The 19,888-nt window shown below is 49.1% G+C and carries 14 protein-coding genes and 1 pseudogene; 8 read left to right on the plus strand and 7 right to left on the minus strand.

Going from position 1 to position 19,888, the window contains the following annotated elements:
* Positions 1–171 precede the first annotated feature (171 nt).
* From F1593_RS12525 to F1593_RS12535, 3 genes are all read left to right on the plus strand, one after another.
* Positions 172–1,845 carry a hypothetical protein gene (locus F1593_RS12525; RefSeq protein ID WP_149401903.1) on the plus strand — a complete coding sequence of 558 codons (1,674 nt, stop codon included), beginning with the start codon at positions 172–174 and terminating at the stop codon, positions 1,843–1,845.
* Positions 1,846–2,020: 175 nt separating this feature from the next.
* Positions 2,021–2,842: a VOC family protein gene (locus F1593_RS12530; RefSeq protein WP_172632081.1), complete on the plus strand. Its 822-nt coding sequence runs from the start codon at positions 2,021–2,023 to the stop codon at positions 2,840–2,842.
* A gap of 194 nt (positions 2,843–3,036) precedes the next feature.
* Positions 3,037–3,792 (plus strand): FkbM family methyltransferase, encoded by a 756-nt coding sequence (locus tag F1593_RS12535; RefSeq protein WP_149401905.1) that lies wholly within the window; start codon positions 3,037–3,039, stop codon positions 3,790–3,792.
* A 39-nt stretch (positions 3,793–3,831) separates the two neighbouring features.
* Here F1593_RS12535 and F1593_RS12540 read toward each other — a convergent pair whose 3' ends face one another.
* From F1593_RS12540 to F1593_RS12555, 4 genes are all read right to left on the minus strand, one after another.
* Positions 3,832–7,476, minus strand: coding sequence for a WD40 domain-containing protein (locus F1593_RS12540; protein ID WP_149401906.1), 3,645 nt, complete (start codon positions 7,474–7,476; stop codon positions 3,832–3,834).
* Positions 7,477–7,885: 409 nt separating this feature from the next.
* The gene (gene ilvD, locus F1593_RS12545) at positions 7,886–9,565 is read right to left on the minus strand and encodes a dihydroxy-acid dehydratase (RefSeq protein WP_149401907.1); all 1,680 of its coding nucleotides are present in this window, start codon (positions 9,563–9,565) and stop codon (positions 7,886–7,888) included.
* A 406-nt stretch (positions 9,566–9,971) separates the two neighbouring features.
* Positions 9,972–10,346 (minus strand): class I SAM-dependent methyltransferase, encoded by a 375-nt coding sequence (locus F1593_RS12550; RefSeq protein WP_235932568.1) that lies wholly within the window; start codon positions 10,344–10,346, stop codon positions 9,972–9,974.
* 295 nt (positions 10,347–10,641) lie between these two features.
* The gene (locus tag F1593_RS12555) at positions 10,642–11,349 is read right to left on the minus strand and encodes a TetR/AcrR family transcriptional regulator (protein WP_149401909.1); all 708 of its coding nucleotides are present in this window, start codon (positions 11,347–11,349) and stop codon (positions 10,642–10,644) included.
* Positions 11,350–11,561: 212 nt separating this feature from the next.
* Here F1593_RS12555 and F1593_RS12560 point away from each other — a divergent pair, with 212 nt between their 5' ends.
* The 4 genes from F1593_RS12560 to F1593_RS12575 all read left to right on the plus strand — a co-directional run bounded on the left by F1593_RS12560 (position 11,562) and on the right by F1593_RS12575 (position 15,095).
* Complete coding sequence (locus F1593_RS12560) at positions 11,562–12,602, plus strand: SDR family oxidoreductase (protein WP_149401910.1); 1,041 nt, start codon at positions 11,562–11,564, stop codon at positions 12,600–12,602.
* Positions 12,603–12,759: 157 nt separating this feature from the next.
* Entirely contained in the window at positions 12,760–12,993 is a 234-nt protein-coding gene (locus F1593_RS12565; RefSeq protein ID WP_172632082.1) for a Tn3 family transposase, read from the plus strand.
* Positions 12,994–13,641: 648 nt separating this feature from the next.
* A complete protein-coding gene (locus F1593_RS12570) occupies positions 13,642–13,845 on the plus strand; it encodes a hypothetical protein (RefSeq protein ID WP_149401912.1) in 204 nt (67 codons plus the stop codon).
* A 371-nt stretch (positions 13,846–14,216) separates the two neighbouring features.
* Positions 14,217–15,095 (plus strand): aldo/keto reductase, encoded by an 879-nt coding sequence (locus F1593_RS12575; protein WP_149401913.1) that lies wholly within the window; start codon positions 14,217–14,219, stop codon positions 15,093–15,095.
* An 89-nt stretch (positions 15,096–15,184) separates the two neighbouring features.
* On the opposite strand, the gene rho is transcribed toward F1593_RS12575, so the two are convergent.
* The 3 genes from rho to F1593_RS12590 all read right to left on the minus strand — a co-directional run bounded on the left by rho (position 15,185) and on the right by F1593_RS12590 (position 19,260).
* Entirely contained in the window at positions 15,185–16,438 is a 1,254-nt protein-coding gene (gene rho / locus F1593_RS12580; RefSeq protein ID WP_149401914.1) for a transcription termination factor Rho, read from the minus strand.
* A gap of 336 nt (positions 16,439–16,774) precedes the next feature.
* Positions 16,775–18,622, minus strand: a complete 1,848-nt coding sequence (locus tag F1593_RS12585; protein WP_172632083.1) for a serine/threonine-protein kinase — start codon at positions 18,620–18,622, stop codon at positions 16,775–16,777.
* A 347-nt stretch (positions 18,623–18,969) separates the two neighbouring features.
* Positions 18,970–19,260, minus strand: coding sequence for a hypothetical protein (locus F1593_RS12590; RefSeq protein ID WP_149401916.1), 291 nt, complete (start codon positions 19,258–19,260; stop codon positions 18,970–18,972).
* A gap of 234 nt (positions 19,261–19,494) precedes the next feature.
* On the opposite strand from F1593_RS12590, the pseudogene F1593_RS12595 reads away from it, so the two are divergent.
* Positions 19,495–19,764: pseudogene (locus tag F1593_RS12595) on the plus strand (pyridoxal-dependent decarboxylase); the annotation flags it as partial.
* Positions 19,765–19,888: the final 124 nt, after the last annotated feature.

Below are 19,888 nucleotides of genomic sequence, written 5' to 3' on the forward strand. Positions count from 1 at the left end.
AAAGGAAGCCTTTTTAGTCTGGAGGCATTCACTTCCATGCGTAATAATATACGTGCGCAATATATTTTTTTGGGGATACTCGTGGGGCTGATAACAAGTCTGATTGTGATAGCTTTTTATATTAACCATCCAGCTGCAGAGATACTTCCAGATACATGGAGTTATCTTTATGTGGTAAATCTGATCCAAACAAGCGGGCACCTTGTTAATTTCTGGCGCCTGCCAGTCTATCCCCTCTTTATCACAGCCATTTATGCCATGGCCGGTCAGGGAAATGTTGAAGCAGTCAGTATCGGGCAAGCGGTACTCTTTGTATGTGCCACCCTTGAAATTTATTGGGTTGCAGCTCTTATCTTTAAACGTCCCTGGATCGCGTTTGTGCTTGGTTTGACAGTCGGTGGAAACCTTATGCTTCTATCCTATGTCAAGCCACTGATGACCGAGGGCATGGGACTCTGGCTACTCACTTCTTTGGTGCTCTTGACGTTGCTCTTCCTACGTACCTTCAAACGTCGTTTCTTATGGCTTACAGCCCTGGTGATGTTCCTGCTCTTCATGACACGCCCCGAATGGCTCTATCTCCCTCCCATCATCTTCGCTTATATCCTCTTTATTGCTTTTACGAGAAAAAATTTTCGGCGCACGCTTTTACACGTTATAGCATCTGGCATTCTCATTTACGCTATTGTCGTTGGATACATATTTGTCAATACCACCCAGAATCATTTTATGGGTACAACGTGGATACAAAATATCAATGAAGTGGGCAAGGTTATCCAGTATCGCATGCAGACAGAATCAAGCTCCACAAATCCTCGCGATGTAGCCATCAGTCAGGACCTTAATAGCGAAATAAAAGCAGGCAACCTGGACCCTTACAGCATCATGGAAAGGCATCCAGATGATTTTAAAAACTATGCCAGCGAAACAGGAAGTTTTTCACAAGCGATTATTATTCGCCATCCCCTGGAATATATTCAAAAATCGATTCCCATCATCTTATCTATACCTGCTCTAGGTGGGCGGGAATCCTCTTATGATTCTGCTGGTCCATTTGCAGGATTTTTACAACCTTTAACCAATGCTGGCAAAATTTTCCATAGTTTCAACGTTTGCTTCTTCCTGATAGTGATCCTCTGGATCTGCCTCTTCTGCATCAAACGATCACGAAAGCAACAGATTACACCAGGTATGATATTGCTACTCTTGATATGTAACTATGGTCTTATCATCACTGTCGTTGGTGGCTATCGATACATGGATTATGTGCGAACGGATATTCAGTTCAATCCATTGATGTTCATCATTATATGGGGAACACTATTGCTGGTAATAGATATCTTTATTACGAAAAATTCTAGAGGTGCTTTTTTCAACGGAATAAAGAACTGTACGCGTATAATCTCTTCTTACAGAATAAAAGGCAAAAAGCTTGTCCGTACGAGTGCACTCCTCAGTATGCTCTTGATGCTCTGCTTGAGTGGATGTGGTATACAATCCCAGATATCCACGACACACAGCGTACTCAAGCTTAGCTGTCACCAGGAGGGAGGAGTTGGCTTGCTATTTATAAACATCAGTAATGCTGGTATTGATCAACCACCTGCGATATTGAAGGTAACATTTACAGCACAAGATGGCACCACTATCCATCTACAAACAAGCACGCCAACGATTCCAGCCACCCAGGAACGTCTACTCACGGTCAACGTGCCGCAGTTCCATACATCAGTGGTTAAAAATCCTTTTATGATAGATTACAAAATGCCAGCCGGGACAATTCATCTACAACTTGCTGCTCCAACTAGTGCAGCAACTTCCTCTAACATGCAGTATACCTGTTAAGCATCGCGTCCCTGGTAAGGATGCTTCCCAGTTCACAACCAGGCAGTATCCTTACCTTCCGCATCCTCAAAAATAATGGCCCCTCCATGTTATCTTCAAAATGTGCTATACTATTATCACAAACAAACAATAAGTAAGTAAACAACCAGCCACCGGGCGAAAAGAGATGAAGAATATGACAACAACAGATACTTCGACGACTCAGCAGGAGATCCAGCCTTCTAGCTGGCCTTTGCAACGGGTAGGATTGCGTGTGCAGCATATGAAGCGCAGTATTGCATATTATCAACGGCTGGGCCTGAAATTGGTCCGCGATGAGCGCGATGAGACGGGCAATGGCAGTGTGGGACTTGGTGTTGGCAGCCGTGAGGTGCTACAATTGCGCACACTGCCTGGCGGTCGTCCTCGTCCGGCGCGTACGGCAGGACTCTATCATTTCGCGCTGGTTGTGCCAACTGAGGCCGAACTGGGAGCCTTCCTGTTGCATGTTCAGGATGCCCACAATAATGTCCCGCTGGGCGGTGAAGCTGATCATCTGGTGAGCGAGGCTCTCTATCTGACAGACCCAGAAGGGAACGGCATCGAGGTCTATTATGATCGCCCGCGCACACAATGGCCCTATCGCGGCGATCAGTTGCTGATGGATACCCTGTACTTGAATCGACCCCATCTTATCGCACAGGCCAGCGCCAGCTTTACCGGCTTCTCAGATAGCCTGCGCCTCGGCCATATGCATCTCAATGTCAGTGATCTGGAACAGAGCCTGACCTTCTATAAGAGCCTGGGCATGCAGCCCACCGTCAAAATGAAGGATCAGGCCTACTTTATCTCCTGGGATGGCTATCATCATCATCTAGGAACCAATCTCTGGGCGGGCCGCAATGTCAGCCCGGTTGAGCCAGATATGTATGGCATCGACTTTTATGAAATCAAGCGACCAGGATTGACACCGATGACAATACAAGATCCCAACGGCGTCACGATTGTTGTCCTGTAATAATAAGCTGTGCCTGTTCTACAAAGCCAGGACTTGCCTCCTTATCCTGGCTTTGCTTTATCCCTCTCTACAATTCCTGCCTCTTCAGGTGACTCTGTCGGAACAATTGACGCCGATTGGATGAATAGGGGATATGTTCGTTCTACTAGTAGAACAGACAGATAAATACAAATAAGCTGTAGGAGAACGCATCCATGTTTTACTTCCGGGACGATACAAACGATCATCTTATTTATGACGAAATTTTTAAGCGCAATGCTTATAACTTGCCAGCATCATTTTCTGATACAGATATCATTATCGATATTGGCGCACATCTGGGATTCTTTACCTATGCAGCGGCTGAGCGTGGCGCTGGCATTGTCTATGCAATAGAAGCAGAAGCAGAAAATTATAAATTAGCGAAGGAAAACTTACAAGCTTTTATTGACCAGAATAAAGTAAAGTTACTTCAGGCGGCCATCTGGCGGTCAGATGAAAAAGGGGCCGTGCTGTTCCATAGCGGGCATCCCAGACGCTTTGATTGCCAGATCGAGAGTAAATTGATCAATACGGGTGGCGGCGATGTGCTATGGCAAACATCTGGCACCCCTATCTCAACCCTGGCCTTTGATGATCTTGTCACAGAAGCAAGCCAGCAACAGACAAAACGTATCCATATCCTCAAAATTGATTGCGAAGGATCTGAATGGCCGATCTTGCTCACCTCACAAACCCTCCATCTCATAGATGAAATCCACGGAGAATTTCACGAAATCGGCGGCCCATATGATACCTTTAGCGCGCCCTTTTCCATTCCTGGCTATCAGCGTTTTACAGTGGAAGAGCTACAAACCTTTCTGGAGCAACAAAATTTCACCTTCAGCTATACACGACTCACACGTTCTGATGGTTTACCCTCCCGTTTAGGGATGTTTACTGCCATTAACAAAGCTCATGTAGTTGGATAGACCACAGGTCATCTGGCTACATGAGTGAATAACATAACATCAGTGATCAATCGCACCCAGAACTTTCAGAGTTTCTCGCTGGACCTCTGTTAAACCAGAGGCTCCAGTGATATCCATATGCTCATATGGTCGATCACACTTAAGGATTTTATAACAGGTGCCAGCAGGTACATCCCAGAGACGAATAGAGCCATCCCGGCTACCACTGGCAAGGTGATTCCCCTGTCCATTAAAAGCAACTGCACGCACATGGTCGGCATGGCCTTCTAGAACCTGAATACATTCACCCGTCCGGGCATCCCAGAGACGAATAGTCCGATCATCGCTTCCACTCGCAATCACCGCATCAGCACCAATGGCAACCGAACGTACCCAGTTGGTATGTCCGAGGAGTATATGTAAGCAACGCCAGGTGTCAGTCTGCCAGACTCTCACAGTATGATCTCCACTCGCACTAGCCAGAAAGCGTCCATCCGGGCTAAAAGCGACAGACCTTACCCGGCTGGTGTGCCCATGTAAGGTTGTAAGACAGGTACCCAGTTGCACGTTCCAAAGGCGAACCTTCTGATCATCACCGGCACTCGCCAGCAGAGTGCCATCAGGACTAAAAGCGATAGATCCAACTCTATGTGTATGGCCAGTCAGGGTATGGATAGCTTTACCAGTCTGAATATTCCATAAACAGATCGACGCATCTTCGCTTGCACTCGCCAGCACATTCCCATCCGGACTAAAAGCGACGGACGTAACCCAACTATGATGTCCTCGTAATGTTTTCACATACTGCTCACGCCTGACATTCCACAAGCGAACTACGGTATCTTCACTCCCACTGGCTAACAAATTACCATCAGGACTAAAGGCTACAGTACGTACCCAGCTATTGTGCCCGGTTAGCATATGAGCGGTTTCTTCAATCTCTGTTTGCCACAAGCTCAGGGTGTAAGTATCACTATTGCTTGCCAGTAAGCGCTCATCAGGACTAAAGGCTACGGTTTTTATCCAATTACTATGGCCGCTTAAAGCTGTCAGGCAGTGATTGGTATTCGTCTCCCAGAGGCGAATCGTCTGATCATCACCGCCGCTGGCGAGAACGCTCCCGTCAGCGTTGAACGCAATTGAGCGTATCCAACCCGTATGTCCGACCAGGGTATGGCGCCGCTGCCCGGTGAGCGTATCCCATTGCCGAATGGTTTGATCTTCGCTGGCACTGATCAACAGAGGCTCCAAAGGATGAAAAGCAACCGAGCGTACACGCCTGGTATGTCCCGTCAAGACGTGATGCAGCGCATGTGTCTGGCTATCCCATACACGAATTGTTTGATCATCGCTCGCACTGGCGCAGAAGCGACTATCAGGACTAAAGGCTACAGACCATACTTCGCTGGTATGCCCCGTGACGATAGCGAGGCAATCCCTGCTAGTGAGATCCCAAAAGCGCACTGTTTTATCCTGGCTACCACTTACCAGACGTGTGCCGTCAGGACTAAAAGCAATCGAGCGCACTTCACCCTCATGTCCCTGCAAGATATGCATACATTGTCGAGTAGCAACATCCCAGAGGCGAATCGTCTGATCATTCCCACAACTCGCTAGTACCTTGCCATCCGGACTAAAGATAACCTGGCGTACCCAGCTATTGTGGCCTCGCAAAACGGACAAACATATCCCTGTATTGACATCCCAGAGGCGAATCGTCTGATCATTCCCACAACTCGCTAATACATTGCTATCCGGACTAAAAGTCACGGATCGCACCCAGTCAGTATGTCCTGTGCAATCCAGATGCGGCGACGCATGCATCCCCTGCCAGCGCCAGATACGCACGCTACTCGTGGTTGTCCCCCCGGCAACAAGATCCCCCACAGGCGCAAATGAGAGAGATAAGATATTCCCTAATGTATCGGTAAACATTGATTTATCAAAATGAGTGGAGCGAAAATTAACGTTGGAGAGATTCACTTTCTGGAGATAGGCTTGTCGAATGAAGAGATGCGAAAAATCATACTTCTCTAAATCAAACTTCAGAAATATTAGCAGGGAGAGCATATTTCCAGCTGCATAGGTTGGTTGTGCGGCAGGAAATGTATGGATAAGGGACAATATATGCTGGCACTTCTGTTGTAATTCTGACTCGCCAAAATTGTCCAGTAGCCGCTTCGCCAGGGGAGCCAGAAAAAAACGTATCTGACTTTCTCGCACATGTTCTTTAGCATCGGCCTTCATCAGAGCATATTTGCCAAATATATTGATATCTTCGTTCAAGAACTCTTCATAGATCTGGTCAACAAGTACATCAGCAACATGCTCCATAATAAGAGGGAGCAACGTAAATTGTACTGAACTACCAGTGGTCTCAATGAGAAAACGCCGGCGTAATGAGAGCAGTGCATCCAGTAACTCTTTTTTTATAACAGAAGTGACGAGGTCTACGCGCAATTCTTCTAAAGATACACGCTCACGCTCTACTGCCAGCCAATAGATAATTTCTAATTCAAGCGCTGATAGTCTTTTAAACTGTTGATCAAGGAGCGCGTGAATGCCTGTACTACCGTCACGTTCACGCAAGAAAACCTCAATATTCCCTCCAAATATCTCACGAATAAACTCGCAGACCAGCTTTAAAGCCAATGGATTCCCGGAATAAATTTGTACGAGCATAGACCATTGGTCGTCGGAACCAAACAGCGTCCCATCCTCGATAATGGCACGGCCCACTTTTGTATCTAAACCCGCCACAGATAACGAACGAACACCAGCGGAGGCGCTTTCCAACAGTACAAGTTCCTTCGTTTTCTCACGACTCGTCAAGAGCAAACAACTACTATGCCTGGTTGTTCCAAAACGGCGAATGAAATTATCATAATCTTCATAGCCATATTGGTATAAGCTAGCATGATTCCCATCCTGTAAGATGGTCTCTAAATTATCAAAAATAAGCAAGCAACGCTTCTTCTTTAGAATATCAAAGAGCAAAGCTAAAGCTGCTTCCTCATTTTCAGGAAGCGCAGTTATCTGTTGCTCTGAAAAAAAGAGCAGGGATTCCTTTAATACTTCTCTTAAGGGAGGCGCATTTTGCAGGGTACGCCAGAAGACATAATCAAATAAAGTGTTGACTTGATTCACTAATGCTACAGCAAGACTGGTTTTTCCAATTCCTCCCTGCCCTAATATCGATAAGACACAACAATGCTCATGTTCAATCCATTTTTCTAGCGTGGTAAACTCTTCCAGCCTGCCGTAAAACTTTCCTTGTTGCGGCGCGCCATCCCAATCTATCCTCGTCTCATTTGCCATCCGTGCTACGGATGTCGATTGATCCACATCTGGAGCACGCGTCACAGTGTTATTTGCGCTAGCAGGGGATGTGGTCAGGATAGCGGGTACAACTCTATGTGCATCCACAAGAGTAGTAGAAACATGGGATGATGATAAATCCGTAGAGGCTATCTTTATTGAGGGCTCCTTCTCGGGCAGAAGAAGAGTGGGTGGAAAAACTTGAAAAAAAGCTAGCACCACACCAATAACAGTTATTACAACCACAGGGATAAGTGCCTGGGCCCCCTGAATAATCCAAAGAATTGCCAGTCCTATGACCAATAGTAACACGGCAATTAAAATAAGCCAGCGACCCCATAGTGGCAAAGGATGTTTAGGTTCCGCCTCAGGTGCTCTGGGTATCATACCTGTTCTCCATCAGCATGCAAAAACAAAAATAATAATCTATACAGCTTTGTATAATACAATAATTATGAATACAACAATGTATTTGCTATTCAAGCATTTTTTTATTCCTATTCGGGATGATATAGATTTATAGCTATACAGCAACATACTTGAATAATAAAAACATTTTATCATAAACATCGCTGAATAGTCATTACTTTCTCACCTGAAATTCCTATCACCATTCATATAACGTCTTTTGTACTCACGCACATGCGCTGATTTATACATATAGATTATAAGAATCCTCTTTTGGTTGTAGAGCCTATCTGGTACTAAACGCACGAAAGCCCTCGTTCATCCTTTTTCAGGAGACGAGGGCTTTCATTTACATTCAGAGATTGTTATCTCTTAAGCTAGCAAGCGATTAGATTTCGGGGACGGCCAGGACTGCGCCAGTGTTGGCGGAGGTGACCATGGAGGCGTAACGACGCAGCCAGGAGCTCTTGACACGTCCTTTGACATGGGTCACCTGGCTCAGGCGCTCGGCGATCTGCGCAGGAGTCAGATTGACCTCCAAACGGCGCTCAAGCAGATCCAGATGGATCATATCGCCATCCAGCAGGGCCGCGATTGGTCCGTCGGCGGCGGCCTCAGGCGAGACGTGACCGATACAGGCACCACGAGTACCACCAGAGAAGCGACCATCGGTGATCAGAGCAACCTTATCGCCCAGTCCCATACCCATGATATTGGCGGTGGGAGCCAGCATCTCCTGCATACCAGGACCACCACGCGGACCCTCGTAGCGGATAACCACAACATCGCCAGCTTTAACCTGACCATTCAGAATACCAGCGCAGGCCTCTTCTTGTGAATTATAGATACGGGCAGGTCCGGTATGATTCATCATTTCAGGCGCTACAGCGGCCACTTTGACGACCGACCCCTCAGGAGCCAGATTGCCAAACAGGACCGCTAATCCACCTTTTTCGCTATATGGATTATCAATGGAATGGATCACTTCGGAATCCAATACATCGGCGTCAGCAATATTCTCGCCCAGGGTGTGCAGCGTCACGGTTGGCCGATCCAGATTGAGGACACCCTCTTTTTTGGAGAGCTCTTTGAGGATGGCGCTAATGCCACCGGCACGATCCACATCCTCCATATGCCAGCTACCAGCCGGGCTGACTTTACATAAATGAGGTGTGCGGGCCGCTACTTGATTGATGCGCTCCAGCGAATAATCGATCTCGCCTTCGCGGGCCAGGGCCAGAGTATGCAAGACAGTATTGGTCGAACCCCCCATCGCCATATCCAGGGCAAAAGCGTTATCAATGCTCTCCTGGGTCACGATTTTGCGGGGGGTCAGATCGGCTTTGATCAGCTCAAGGATCTGGGCACCGGCCCGGCGCGCCAGTTCTTCGCGGGCCTCAGTTTTCGCCAGACGGGAACCATTGCCCGGCAAGGCCAGGCCCAACGCCTCCATCAGACAGTTCATCGAATTGGCGGTGAACATACCTGAGCATGAGCCACAGGAAGGGCAGCTCTTCTGTTCCAATTCCAGCAACTGAGCATCATTAATCTTGCCCGCTTTATAGGCACCCACGCCCTCAAAGATACGGATCAGATCAGAGCTACTGCCATCAGAGAGCTTACCAGCTGCCATGGGACCACCACTGATAAAAATAGTGGGAACATCCAGACGCATCGCCGCCAGCAGCATCCCCGGAACGATCTTATCGCAGTTCGGGATACAGACCATACCGTCGAAGCGATGGGCCTCAATCATGGTCTCAACGCTATCCGCGATCAACTCACGACTGGGCAGTGAATACTTCATACCGATATGGCCCATCGCGATACCATCATCGACGCCAATTGTATTGAACTCAAACGGTACCCCGCCAGCGGCGCGAATCGCTTCCTTCACCAGTTTGCCAAAAGCCTGCAAATGCACATGACCTGGAACCACATCCACATACGAGTTACAGACGGCGATAAATGGCTTATTAAAATCGTTCTCACCTACAACACCTGTTGCACGCAGCAAACCACGGTGAGGAGCGCGCTCGAAGCCGAGCTTAATCTGATCTGAACGCATTGCGCCTCCTAAAAGCTAGCAGGAGTTTTCTTTCCCCTGTCCAATAGAGTATGAAAAAACATGCTTCCGGTCAGCGAGACCAGAGATTTTCCTTACATCTTAATACATACAATCAAGGACGCCGCCCATGTGTGTTCGCACGTAAGAAGTGTCGCTCGTTGACTGCCATGCCATGCTGACTTCTTTTTGTAGGGCAATACACAAACAAGCCGGTATTGCCAATGGATGGCAAGCCAGCTTCAATAAAAAGTGTTGCGAGTAGGGTTATCCCCCCACAAAAAGAAACTAGTAGGACTCAAGTATAACACAGGCGCGAATTTATGTATCTATCCAAATGGAGATAACAAATGCTACGACAAGGGTTGCTGTGGCTGGCCCCAACTCACAATCCCACGCACACGAAACGTCACCAGACCATCGGGATGGCTCTGCCACAAGACCTCACGCGCCTCCCGATCAAAGGCCTCGGCATGGCCGGACTGCATCCTGGCGCGTGAAAAACCACTACGTGCATGATAGGACTCGACATAATCATCAACTGACGCACCTGCTCCAGCATCGCCTGCGCATAATCCACCGCATCGATCCGCTCAATATCAGCATCGCGAGCTGCCAGTGAGCGTGCCAGATTCCCATTCCCGCAACCAGCATCCAGTATCGAGCAAGGCTCATCCTGGATCAAATCCCGCAAAATATCAAACGTACCCACAGGATATGCGGGACGCAACAGATACGCAGCCGCCACATCCTCATCCGTAAAAGCCGCCGCATGCTCTTGCATCAAGTATTCAGGCTTCTCCTGCATCGCAAACTCCAATTATTAAAACATATAAACAATCACAAAAATTACGCCTCTATAATCTTCGTCCACAATCTGCATGTTCTGGCTCGTTCCCAGCCGCTTCAAGCTGATCTTCAGGACGCTGCGTGATTTCTTGACCGGCTCTCCAGGCCCTGCGTTACACAGAGAGCTTCATTAAGGCTCTCTACGGGCTAGTTCAGCTAGTTATTCCAAGTTTTGGTTCCTACTGTGGGCAAATCCCGGTTCTTAGAAAATTGTGCCGGGTAACCAGTTTTTATGGCTGGGACTTATATATGCCCAGCGAAAACTTGTGTACCACTCGATCAATAAATTCGCTGACAGGCACATCGTCTATTTGCTTGGCAAACTCAGGGAGCAGCCATTGGTACTTCTGGAGTTCATAGTAATCATACAGCAGCATTCGCAGCGTCAAATCGCGCTCCATGAGGAATACAGGGTCCATGATGTTACGCAGGAAGAGTTCATTTTGCAGCACCGCAAGCACCGGCTTAATAGGATGGAAGATGCCCTGAGCAATGCCCTGCTCATAGAACCGCTGGAGCTGCTGCTGCCATTCTCGCTGGGCCTGTTTGACACGTTCCCATAAGAGCGGCGAGAGCTGTTTCACGTCAAGCAAAAGTGTCTCAGGGAGATAGCAGGCAATGTCCAGGGATTGCATAAAGGCCTGCTGAAAGCGCAGAAGAGGAGGAGAAGACTCGTCTCCTACAAGCGTAGCAGCCTGCTTGAGAGAAGCCACCACCAGATCCACTCCTTGCTCAACGACATCTTCTTTTGAGGAAAAATACTTATAGAACGTGGCTTTACTGATATCCATAAAGCGCACAATGTCGTCAAGCCTCAGATGGCCCAATCTCTGGTGTTGGATCACAGGCAGTAAGCGGGTAAGGTACTTCTGTTTCAACTCCTCATATCGTTCACCGCGCTGCTCAACAGGCGAAGCGCTCTTTTCAACTTCACTCATACATGCTCCTGACTTGACTGGCCCTGCCAGTCAAGTATACCAGATCACCGGATCACTGTAAATGAAAGAGACAAAATATATAAAGTAGACGAAAAAGGATAAATTTGTTTACTTTATACTAATCTTGTGGTAGAGTAACAAAGAAGCAATGCTTCTCTTAGGCGTTCGCGCGCACTGACGCGGCGTCATTCTCTGAACAGAAGGAGACTCATATGAGTGGAGAACTTGTACTTGTCACAGGTGGATCGGGATTTCTTGGTGCGCACTGCATCCTGCACCTTCTGGACTCTGGCTATCGTGTGAGAACAACGGTGCGTTCGCTCAAGCGTGAAGCCGACGTACGTGCCATGCTCAAAGCGGGCGGTGCTGAACCGGGAGAGGCACTCTCCTTCGTCGCCGCCGATCTGATGGACGATGCGGGCTGGTCAGAAGCCGTGGCAGGGTGTGACTTCGTACTTCACGTCGCCTCGCCCTTTCCGCCCAGTCAGCCGAAAAACGAGGACGAACTCATCATTCCAGCCCGCGAAGGTGCTCTGCGTGTACTACGGGCTGCGCGGGACGCGGACGTCAAACGCGTCGTGCTAACCTCTTCGTTCGCCGCCATCCACTACGGTTTCGCGTCCACAAACCACCTCTTTACCGAAGAGGACTGGACCAACCTGAACAGCCGCCATCTCAGCGCCTATGTGAAATCGAAGACGCTGGCAGAGCGTGCGGCCTGGGACTTCATCGCCCGCGAAGGTGGTACGTTGGAACTCACAGTCATCAATCCGGCCGTTATCTTTGGGCCCGTGCTTGGAGCGGACTATTCAAGCTCCATCCAGATCATGCAGCGTTTAATGGACGGAGCACTGCCGGGCTGTCCGCGCCTCACCTTTGGTGTCGTCGATGTGCGGGACGTCGTGGATCTGCACGTGCGTGCCATGACCAATCCGGCGGCCAATGGGCAACGCTTCCTAGCCACCGCTGAAGATGGCATGACCATTCAGCAAATCGCCCTCGTGCTGAAAAAGCGGCTGGGAGATGCAGCGAGACGAGTGCCGACCAGGGAACTGCCCAATTGGCTGGTGCGGCTGGCCTCATTGGTCGATCCCTCGATCGCGCAATTCATTCCCGAACTGGGCAAAGCCTGGAACGTCACCAATGCCAAAGCCAGAGAGCTGCTTGGTTGGACACCGCGCTCGAACGAAGAGGCCATCGTCGCGGCTGCCGAGAGCTTGCTGCGGCTCGGCCTGTTGCGGCACGTCAAATAGGTTGATGGAACGCGGGATTACCAACGCTCCTAGCTTTTTTTGCAGAGAGACGCCCACGCTTTGAGCACATCAGAGCCTGCTCACCAGATATACGAAACGTCATGCGGAGTGGTGCGCTTGCAGCGCATGACGTTTCATATACGGGATGAAGCGATATTTGACCTGTGCCATGATGGCCGCCTTATACCTGCATCTCATTCAGGTCAGCCTCGCTCTCATCAATACGTTGATGCTGCAAGAAGTCTTGGCCGAGGAGAAATGGAAGAATCCGATGAAGCAAGAAGACTGGCGAGGATTAACACCACTGTTCTACCAGCATGTGAACCCCTATGGACGCTTCACGTTGGATATGACCCAACGTATTCCTTTATCCGTCACCAAAATTGCCTGAGCCTCTGCTCATTGTGGTAATTGTGCTGAACGTTTGAACGAACATACTGTGCTGAAGGCTATTGCGTCGAACCGTCAGCACAATTACCACAATGAGCACATTCCCCAAAAAACTGTGCCGCACTTATCTACTTTGCGGCTACAAGGCGTCTTCCTTAAGGTTCATAACACCTGGCAGGACATTTTTTACTCTGCCATGAAATTTCAGATGGCTTTCTGCCAGGTGTGATGACACCATGCATAACCACTTGTTGAATATCAGGCTGTTGTGTGTAACACAGGGCCAGCTACGTCAAAGACACAAAGAATGTGTTTGATTCCCATGGTCTTCGCCATCCTGGCGCATGAGTTTTCGCACCTGCGGTGCTCAAAACTGTTTTTAGTGTGTGGTGCAGAAAAGGTGCATAGCACCTTTTCTGCACCACACACTAAAAAGGGCGCAGGCGCGCACGCGCCTGCCAGCAGGTGAGCAGTAAGATCCCGCTGGGAGTGGGAATCAAAAACTTTGTTAGGCAATAGGTCCTGGTTGACTGAACGGATGATCTCTTTTCGAGGAGGCAAAAAGAAGAAAAACTCGTGTAACATTTTTGGAGTATTTAGCGTCTTATGAGGGAGAGAGAGTTTCTCATATCAGGGAGGGAGATGTGCTATGTATAAACAAGCAAACACTCACCACACTCAATGTACCGATAGCCAGGATCAGGATATCGAAATTCTTCATCCTGAGCAGCAAGATCTGGAGCGGCTTGAGCAGTTGCTTCCATCTGATGATGACAAAGTGCAAGATTTTTTGACGCTGCTCGCTTTAGAAGATAATAAGATCCTCCGTCTTTCGTTGTTGGAAGATTTTTAATATTTAGGTGTTCCCTGTATACAATGCATACACTGTATACAAGCGATCAACCAGTTTCAATGCCGATACTGGTGTTCGCACCCAATCTTCAATTCATCCATTCCTTCACCCGTCATCTCCATCATTTATTCAGCCACAACCGCAATGGGTCAGATTAAATATTGAGCCTTGTCGCTTGTAGCACTCGACACTATGAGAAGGAGAGCTACTCTACCTTGTCCATTTCGAGCCAGCGAGAATGCATCTTTTATAAAGCGGGCAGGCTTCTGACATTGGGAAGAAACGTGTGGGAGCAACCAGGCGTGACTACAAAGAAACAAAGAAGAGAGCTGCTCACAATCCCTTAAGCGTGAAGAGATGGAGTATTTCCTATGCAACAAACCAATCAGCGTCCGGCCAGTGCCAGCGGCACATTTTTGCTGGCAGACACCTTAAAGATCTATCGCCTGGGTTTTGGTGCGATGCGTATTACAGGCAGAGGCGTCTGGGGGCCACCGCCCGATAAACAAGCATCTCTGGCGGTGCTACGCCATGCCTTAGAGCTTGGCATCAATTTCATCGATACCGCCAATTCTTATGGTCCAGAGGTCAGCGAAACGCTGATCGCAGAAGCGTTGTATCCCTATCCCGAACATCTTGTGATCGCGACCAAGGGCGGTTATGGGCGTAGCGGTCCTGATCAGTGGTATCCCGATGGGCATCCAGATCACTTGCGCGCCGCCCTCGAAGGGAGCCTGAAACGACTGCGTGTGGATCGCATCGATGTCTATCAGTTGCACACCCCTGATCCTAAGATTCCGTTCGAGGATTCAGTGGGCGAGCTGGTCAAGCAGCAAGCAGCCGGCAAGATCCGCTCTATTGGCCTCTCTAACGTCAATAGTCAGCAGCTTGAGCAGGCCCGCAAGATGACCACCATCGTCAGCGTACAGAATCGCTATAACTTGACTGATCGAGCCTCAGAGGATGTGCTGGATATCTGTCAGAGCGAGAGTATCGGCTTCATTCCCTGGTTTCCTCTGGCAACAGGCGATCTGGCGAAGGATCAGGGGCAGCTGGCTCGCATCGCCAGCCAGCATCATGCGACACCGGGACAAATCGCGCTCGCCTGGCTGCTCAAACGTGCCTGTGTGATGCTCCCGATTCCGGGCACCAATTCGCTTAAACACCTCGAAGAAAATGCCAGAGCCGCCGAGATTCAACTCAGCGATGAAGAATATCAGACCATCTCTGAGGGCTTTCCCAAAAAATAAGGACTATTGAGAACGCAATCCTGTATATAGAATATCCTGGTGAGGATGGAGTCAGGCGGGGCCTGTCTCCATCCTCACTATACATCATCCTATGCGGAGCGTTTCGCCAGGGATGCCAGGAAATCTCTATTGCTGGGGGATTTGGCAAGTTGTTGAATCAAGGCTTCCATCGCGTCCTGTCCCTGCTGATCCGAAATCTGCGCAAACATACGACGCATCGTCACCACACCACGATAGGTAGGCTGATCATACAGCAATTCCTCGCGACGCGTACCGGATAAGCCAATATCGATTGAAGGGAAGACACGGCGTTCGGCCAGTTTGCGGCTCAGGACCAGTTCCATGTTACCGGTTCCTTTGAGTTCCTCATAGATCACATCGTCCATGCGGCTCCCGGTCTCGATCAAGGCCGTAGCGATCACAGTCAGGCTCCCGCCTTCTTCAAGCTTACGGGCCGCGCCAAAGAAGCGTTTCGGCATCGTCATAGCATTGGGGTCCAGACCACCGGACAGACTGCGTCCACTCGAATCGACGGTCAGATTATAGGCGCGTGACAGGCGAGTCAGGCTATCCAGCAGGATCACCACATCTTTGCCCTCTTCCACCAGCCGCTTGGCACGTTCCAGCACCAGTTCAGCGATATGGGTCTGAATATGGGCAGGCTCATCAAAGGTCGAGCTGATCACCTCGCCGCGCACCACACGCTCCAGATCCGTTACCTCTTCAGGGCGCTCGCCGATCAGAGCGATCAATTGATACACATCGGGATAATTTTCTGAGATAGCATTGGCAATGGCTTTCAGCAAGACAGTTTTGCCAGCCTTGGGAGGAGCCACAATCAGGCCGCGCTGTCCCCGACCAATTGGGGCCACGAGGTTCAGCAAACGACCAGATAGATTGCCTGGAACATTCTCAAGATTAAACATCTGATTTGGAAAAATGGGGGTCAGGGCTTCAAAACGAGGCCGCAGGTGTAGCGCCTCAGGATCACGATCATTGATAGCTTCAACACGTAAAAGTCCCGCATACTGCTCGCGCTCCTTGGGCGGACGCACCTGACCGGCCACAAAATCGCCCTGGCGTAAGCGAAAACGGCGGATCTGCGATAGCGAGACATAAATGTCTTCCGGTCCTGGCAGATAGCGGCTTGAACGTAAAAATCCATAGCCATCCTCAACGATATCGAGGACACCCGAACCCGGCACCGCCAACTCCTGATCAGAGATCAGTGGAGCTTGATGCGATTGCAATTTTTGTTCGTCTTTCATGTTCACCTGGACTACGGCCGGAGCTACAGCCGTTGAATGTGCCATTGTTTGAGGATGGGGTAAAACTGTTTCCATACTTGATTTGGTATTTCTCATCAGGTTAAAAGGTCACGATCCCGGACAGGGCTCGCAGCCGTCTCCTTTCGATAGAACGTGTCGGTATTAAAAAAGAAAAGAGGGATTTATTGGGAGCATATAGCCTCAAAGCCATATACTATCAGGGCAGAAGAAAGTGTCGTGGAGCGGTAAACAAGAGCTGTTAGAACACATTCGCACTGTTGACAATACTTGCGGTACATCTGAAAAGGATTATCAATTCTTCACCTACGCAGGTAAGTATATCACAAATTCTCTGTCACTGCCAGGGCAACAATACCCATGTTCTCTTTTTGCCGCCTTCAGCGGGATCTATTACATTTGCCAGATCGTGACAACGTGTGCGGTAACAGAGGCCAGCTGCTTTCCATCAGGTGACCAGAGTACTTTGCTCGTGCCAAAGCGGCCTGTCAACGGGGGCCCTCCTTTGAGAGCATCCCAGATATGCACGATATGATTACTACTGATCGAGCGGGCCGCCGAAGCAATGTGACGACCATCAGGAGACCAGGACACCGCATCTACGTGCTCATTGTGTCCCCGATAGACGAGGAGAGGAGCCGCAGGCCACTCAATATCCCAGACATAAACGCTATCATCACCACTCGACGATACCAGATAGCGACTGTCCGGCGACCAGGACAGCGATGGTGGAGCATTGAGATGAACATCTGTAGACCACTTATCGTTGACAGGTCCACTCAATGTTACGGCAGGTAAGCCAATGTTGCGCATATTCCAGATGTGCACCGTATGCTGAGCACTTCCCACCGCAATCAGTCCCCCATCCGGCGACCAGGCAACGCTACCAGAGGCTGGCTGATCGGTATTACCACGTAAAATACGCATCGGTGGCCCTACGCTGAGGGCGCCCCAGATCTGTACATAGCCATCGCTCACCGAAGCAACCAGAGTACCATTGGGCGACCAGGCAACAGACTCTACATGATCAGCCGGACACGTATGGGTACAGATAAGCGATGCACGCTGCGTATCCCAGATTTGCACCAGGCGCTCTCGATCCCCTGAAGCTAACCACTGACTATCGGGCGACCATGCCACTGCCTGCCCTTCATGCAATAACTTCATCGAATAAAGTAAAGGTTGATCACGATTATGGACGTTCCAGGCTTTGATAGATCTATCGCGGCTCACTGAGGCCAAACGCGATCCATCAGGTGACCACGCGATTGACTCAATCGTGTCTGTGTGTCCCTCACATATCAGTAAAGTGGGAGAAACAGGCGAGGGCACCAGGGCAGGTGAAGCCTGGAGTATAGGTCGAGAGCCTGGAGTGACAGGCGGCCTGGGAGGGAATGCGGCAATTTTTTTCGTACTACTGCTCTGCTGCTGGGCAGCTTGCTCAAACGCATGGGCAAACGCCTGAATGGATGGATAACGCTTCAATGGATCTTTTGCCAGTGCCCGCAAAACAACCGTATCTAGCTCTGTCGAGAGTTGTGGATTTAGTTGATGCAAAGGCGTTGGTAGCACTTCTTGATGCTGATAGGCCAGAGCGTAATTGTCTCCTCCAAACGGACGTACCCCACACAGCCATTCGTAAATCACCACCGCCAGCGCATACTGATCACTGGCGACAACAGGCTTACCTTGAAACTGCTCGGGCGCCATATAGGGAGGAGTACCGTTACTATCTAATGTCTTCACAGAATTCGTGTTATGATGCGCAATCGCTGCCAGACCGAAATCGCTGAGCAGCAACGTCTGATGCTCATCCAACAACATGTTCTCTGGCTTGAGATCCCGATGCATTACACGTGCATTATGGGCATATTGCAAAGCTGAGGCCAAACATTTTACATAAGAAACCACCGTGGACAGCGGAATCTGTGTGCCAGGGCGGTGCCGATCACGCAACGTCCCATTCGCAGCATATTCCATGACCAGAAAAGGTGTTGCATGATTTGCCATCCCGAAATCAAATACCGATAAAATATGCGGATGCTTAAATGCAGCGATAATTTGCGCCTCGCGTAAAAAGTCTTCAACATCTTGCCTGGTAAACTTTCCCGCTAACACTTTGAGCGCAACCTTCCGTCTCAAATACATATGCTGAGCCAGATAAACCTCAGCAAAGCCTCCTTTTCCAAGTGGTTGAAGAAGCTGATAGCTTCCAAGCGTTTGGCCTACTCGATCATCCATACAGATCAGTCCTGACATTTCTTACTTCAACGCTCTACTGATCACAACCTGCTAGAGATCCTGTTATCTCCATACATACAGTGTAACAGTACTTACCAGCGTCATACCTTACCTGACTGCCCCCCTGGCTTTCACGTATATAAAGAAAAAAGAGGCTGGAACACACTCCTTTTATGGACATTTCCAGGACAGGAGGACATCATTTCTTCATACGACGCCTTGTTGTCCGCAATTGGGAGAAGTTCAGGTACTATATTCTACCCTGTTTTTACTTTTTTAACTACTCCAGGAAGTAGAATTACGTGAAAAGTACTGATCATAACAGAACCTACAAAACCCCTTGCTGCTTACATTCTCGGAGCAGAGATCCTTGGAAAGAGGCGCTTGCGCAATATCTCGGTAAATGGACTGGTGAGGAAGAGCGCAAATAAGAGGATGATGATCTTTTCTAGAAGTTTGGAGAAATCTCCTTCACAACCAATCGCAAAAAAGGATGTTTGCCAGTAGAGAATTAAGACACCAATAGCCGCTATAATAGAAAGGTGCCAGAGTATCATTACCCCACGGCGGAGGGCAGGATTTTTGATTTCAAATGGCTTCACAGCTTGCGAATCTAATTCATTTTTTTGTTCTAACATGACCTATCCTTTTGATGCGACCAAATGGGCAAATAGAGCTTTATAAGGCGAAGTATATCATAATTTCCGGTAGCTTTTCTATACCCATAGCTCTCATCCTGATAGTGAGGGATTCAATGCGACCAGAAGAAATCCCTGGCTTGCGCCCATAAGCGTGACCCGGGATAAACAATGTCTAAAAGCTCTATCAGCTACGTATACAGAGTGAACCAGTAAATCACACAGGTTATTCAACCGCAGATCGTCTGGGATTTCCGGGTCGCACGTGTCAAATCAATCAACGTCTCGGGACATAAATATGGTCTGGTCTATCCAGGCGTAGGCTGGATTGTATGGCGCGATCAACAAGAGTTGCCCGAAGATTTGATCTTCTCCGTCAACTATCTCGGTGGACAGATGCCAACCTTCGCGCTCAACTTCTCTCGCCCTGGCAGCCAGATTATCGCGCAATACTATAATTTCCTGCGTCTGGGCAAAGAAGGATACCGACGTATTCAACAGGCCAGGTTCCACCCAAAACCCTGGGTCGAGAAAAAAGAGAGTTTCCAGTTGTGGTAGGATATAAAAAACCCATCCAACCCACAGAAAGGAAACTCTTATGCATATTCAAGTATCGCTCACGGTCGAC

This window comes from Dictyobacter arantiisoli, from assembly GCF_008326305.1.
Classification (GTDB): Bacteria; Chloroflexota; Ktedonobacteria; order Ktedonobacterales; family Ktedonobacteraceae; genus Dictyobacter; species Dictyobacter arantiisoli.

Coding starts and splice junctions, on each gene's coding strand:
- F1593_RS12530 (WP_172632081.1), top strand. CDS start 2,021: ATGACAACAACAGATACTTCGACGACTCAGCAGGAGATCCAGCCTTCT.
- F1593_RS12535 (WP_149401905.1), top strand. CDS start 3,037: ATGTTTTACTTCCGGGACGATACAAACGATCATCTTATTTATGACGAA.
- F1593_RS12540 (WP_149401906.1), bottom strand. CDS start 7,476: ATGATACCCAGAGCACCTGAGGCGGAACCTAAACATCCTTTGCCACTA.
- ilvD (WP_149401907.1), bottom strand. CDS start 9,565: ATGCGTTCAGATCAGATTAAGCTCGGCTTCGAGCGCGCTCCTCACCGT.
- F1593_RS12550 (WP_235932568.1), bottom strand. CDS start 10,346: ATGCAAGAGCATGCGGCGGCTTTTACGGATGAGGATGTGGCGGCTGCG.
- F1593_RS12555 (WP_149401909.1), bottom strand. CDS start 11,349: ATGAGTGAAGTTGAAAAGAGCGCTTCGCCTGTTGAGCAGCGCGGTGAA.
- F1593_RS12560 (WP_149401910.1), top strand. CDS start 11,562: ATGAGTGGAGAACTTGTACTTGTCACAGGTGGATCGGGATTTCTTGGT.
- F1593_RS12570 (WP_149401912.1), top strand. CDS start 13,642: ATGTATAAACAAGCAAACACTCACCACACTCAATGTACCGATAGCCAG.
- F1593_RS12575 (WP_149401913.1), top strand. CDS start 14,217: ATGCAACAAACCAATCAGCGTCCGGCCAGTGCCAGCGGCACATTTTTG.
- rho (WP_149401914.1), bottom strand. CDS start 16,438: ATGGAAACAGTTTTACCCCATCCTCAAACAATGGCACATTCAACGGCT.
- F1593_RS12585 (WP_172632083.1), bottom strand. CDS start 18,622: ATGGATGATCGAGTAGGCCAAACGCTTGGAAGCTATCAGCTTCTTCAA.
- F1593_RS12590 (WP_149401916.1), bottom strand. CDS start 19,260: ATGTTAGAACAAAAAAATGAATTAGATTCGCAAGCTGTGAAGCCATTT.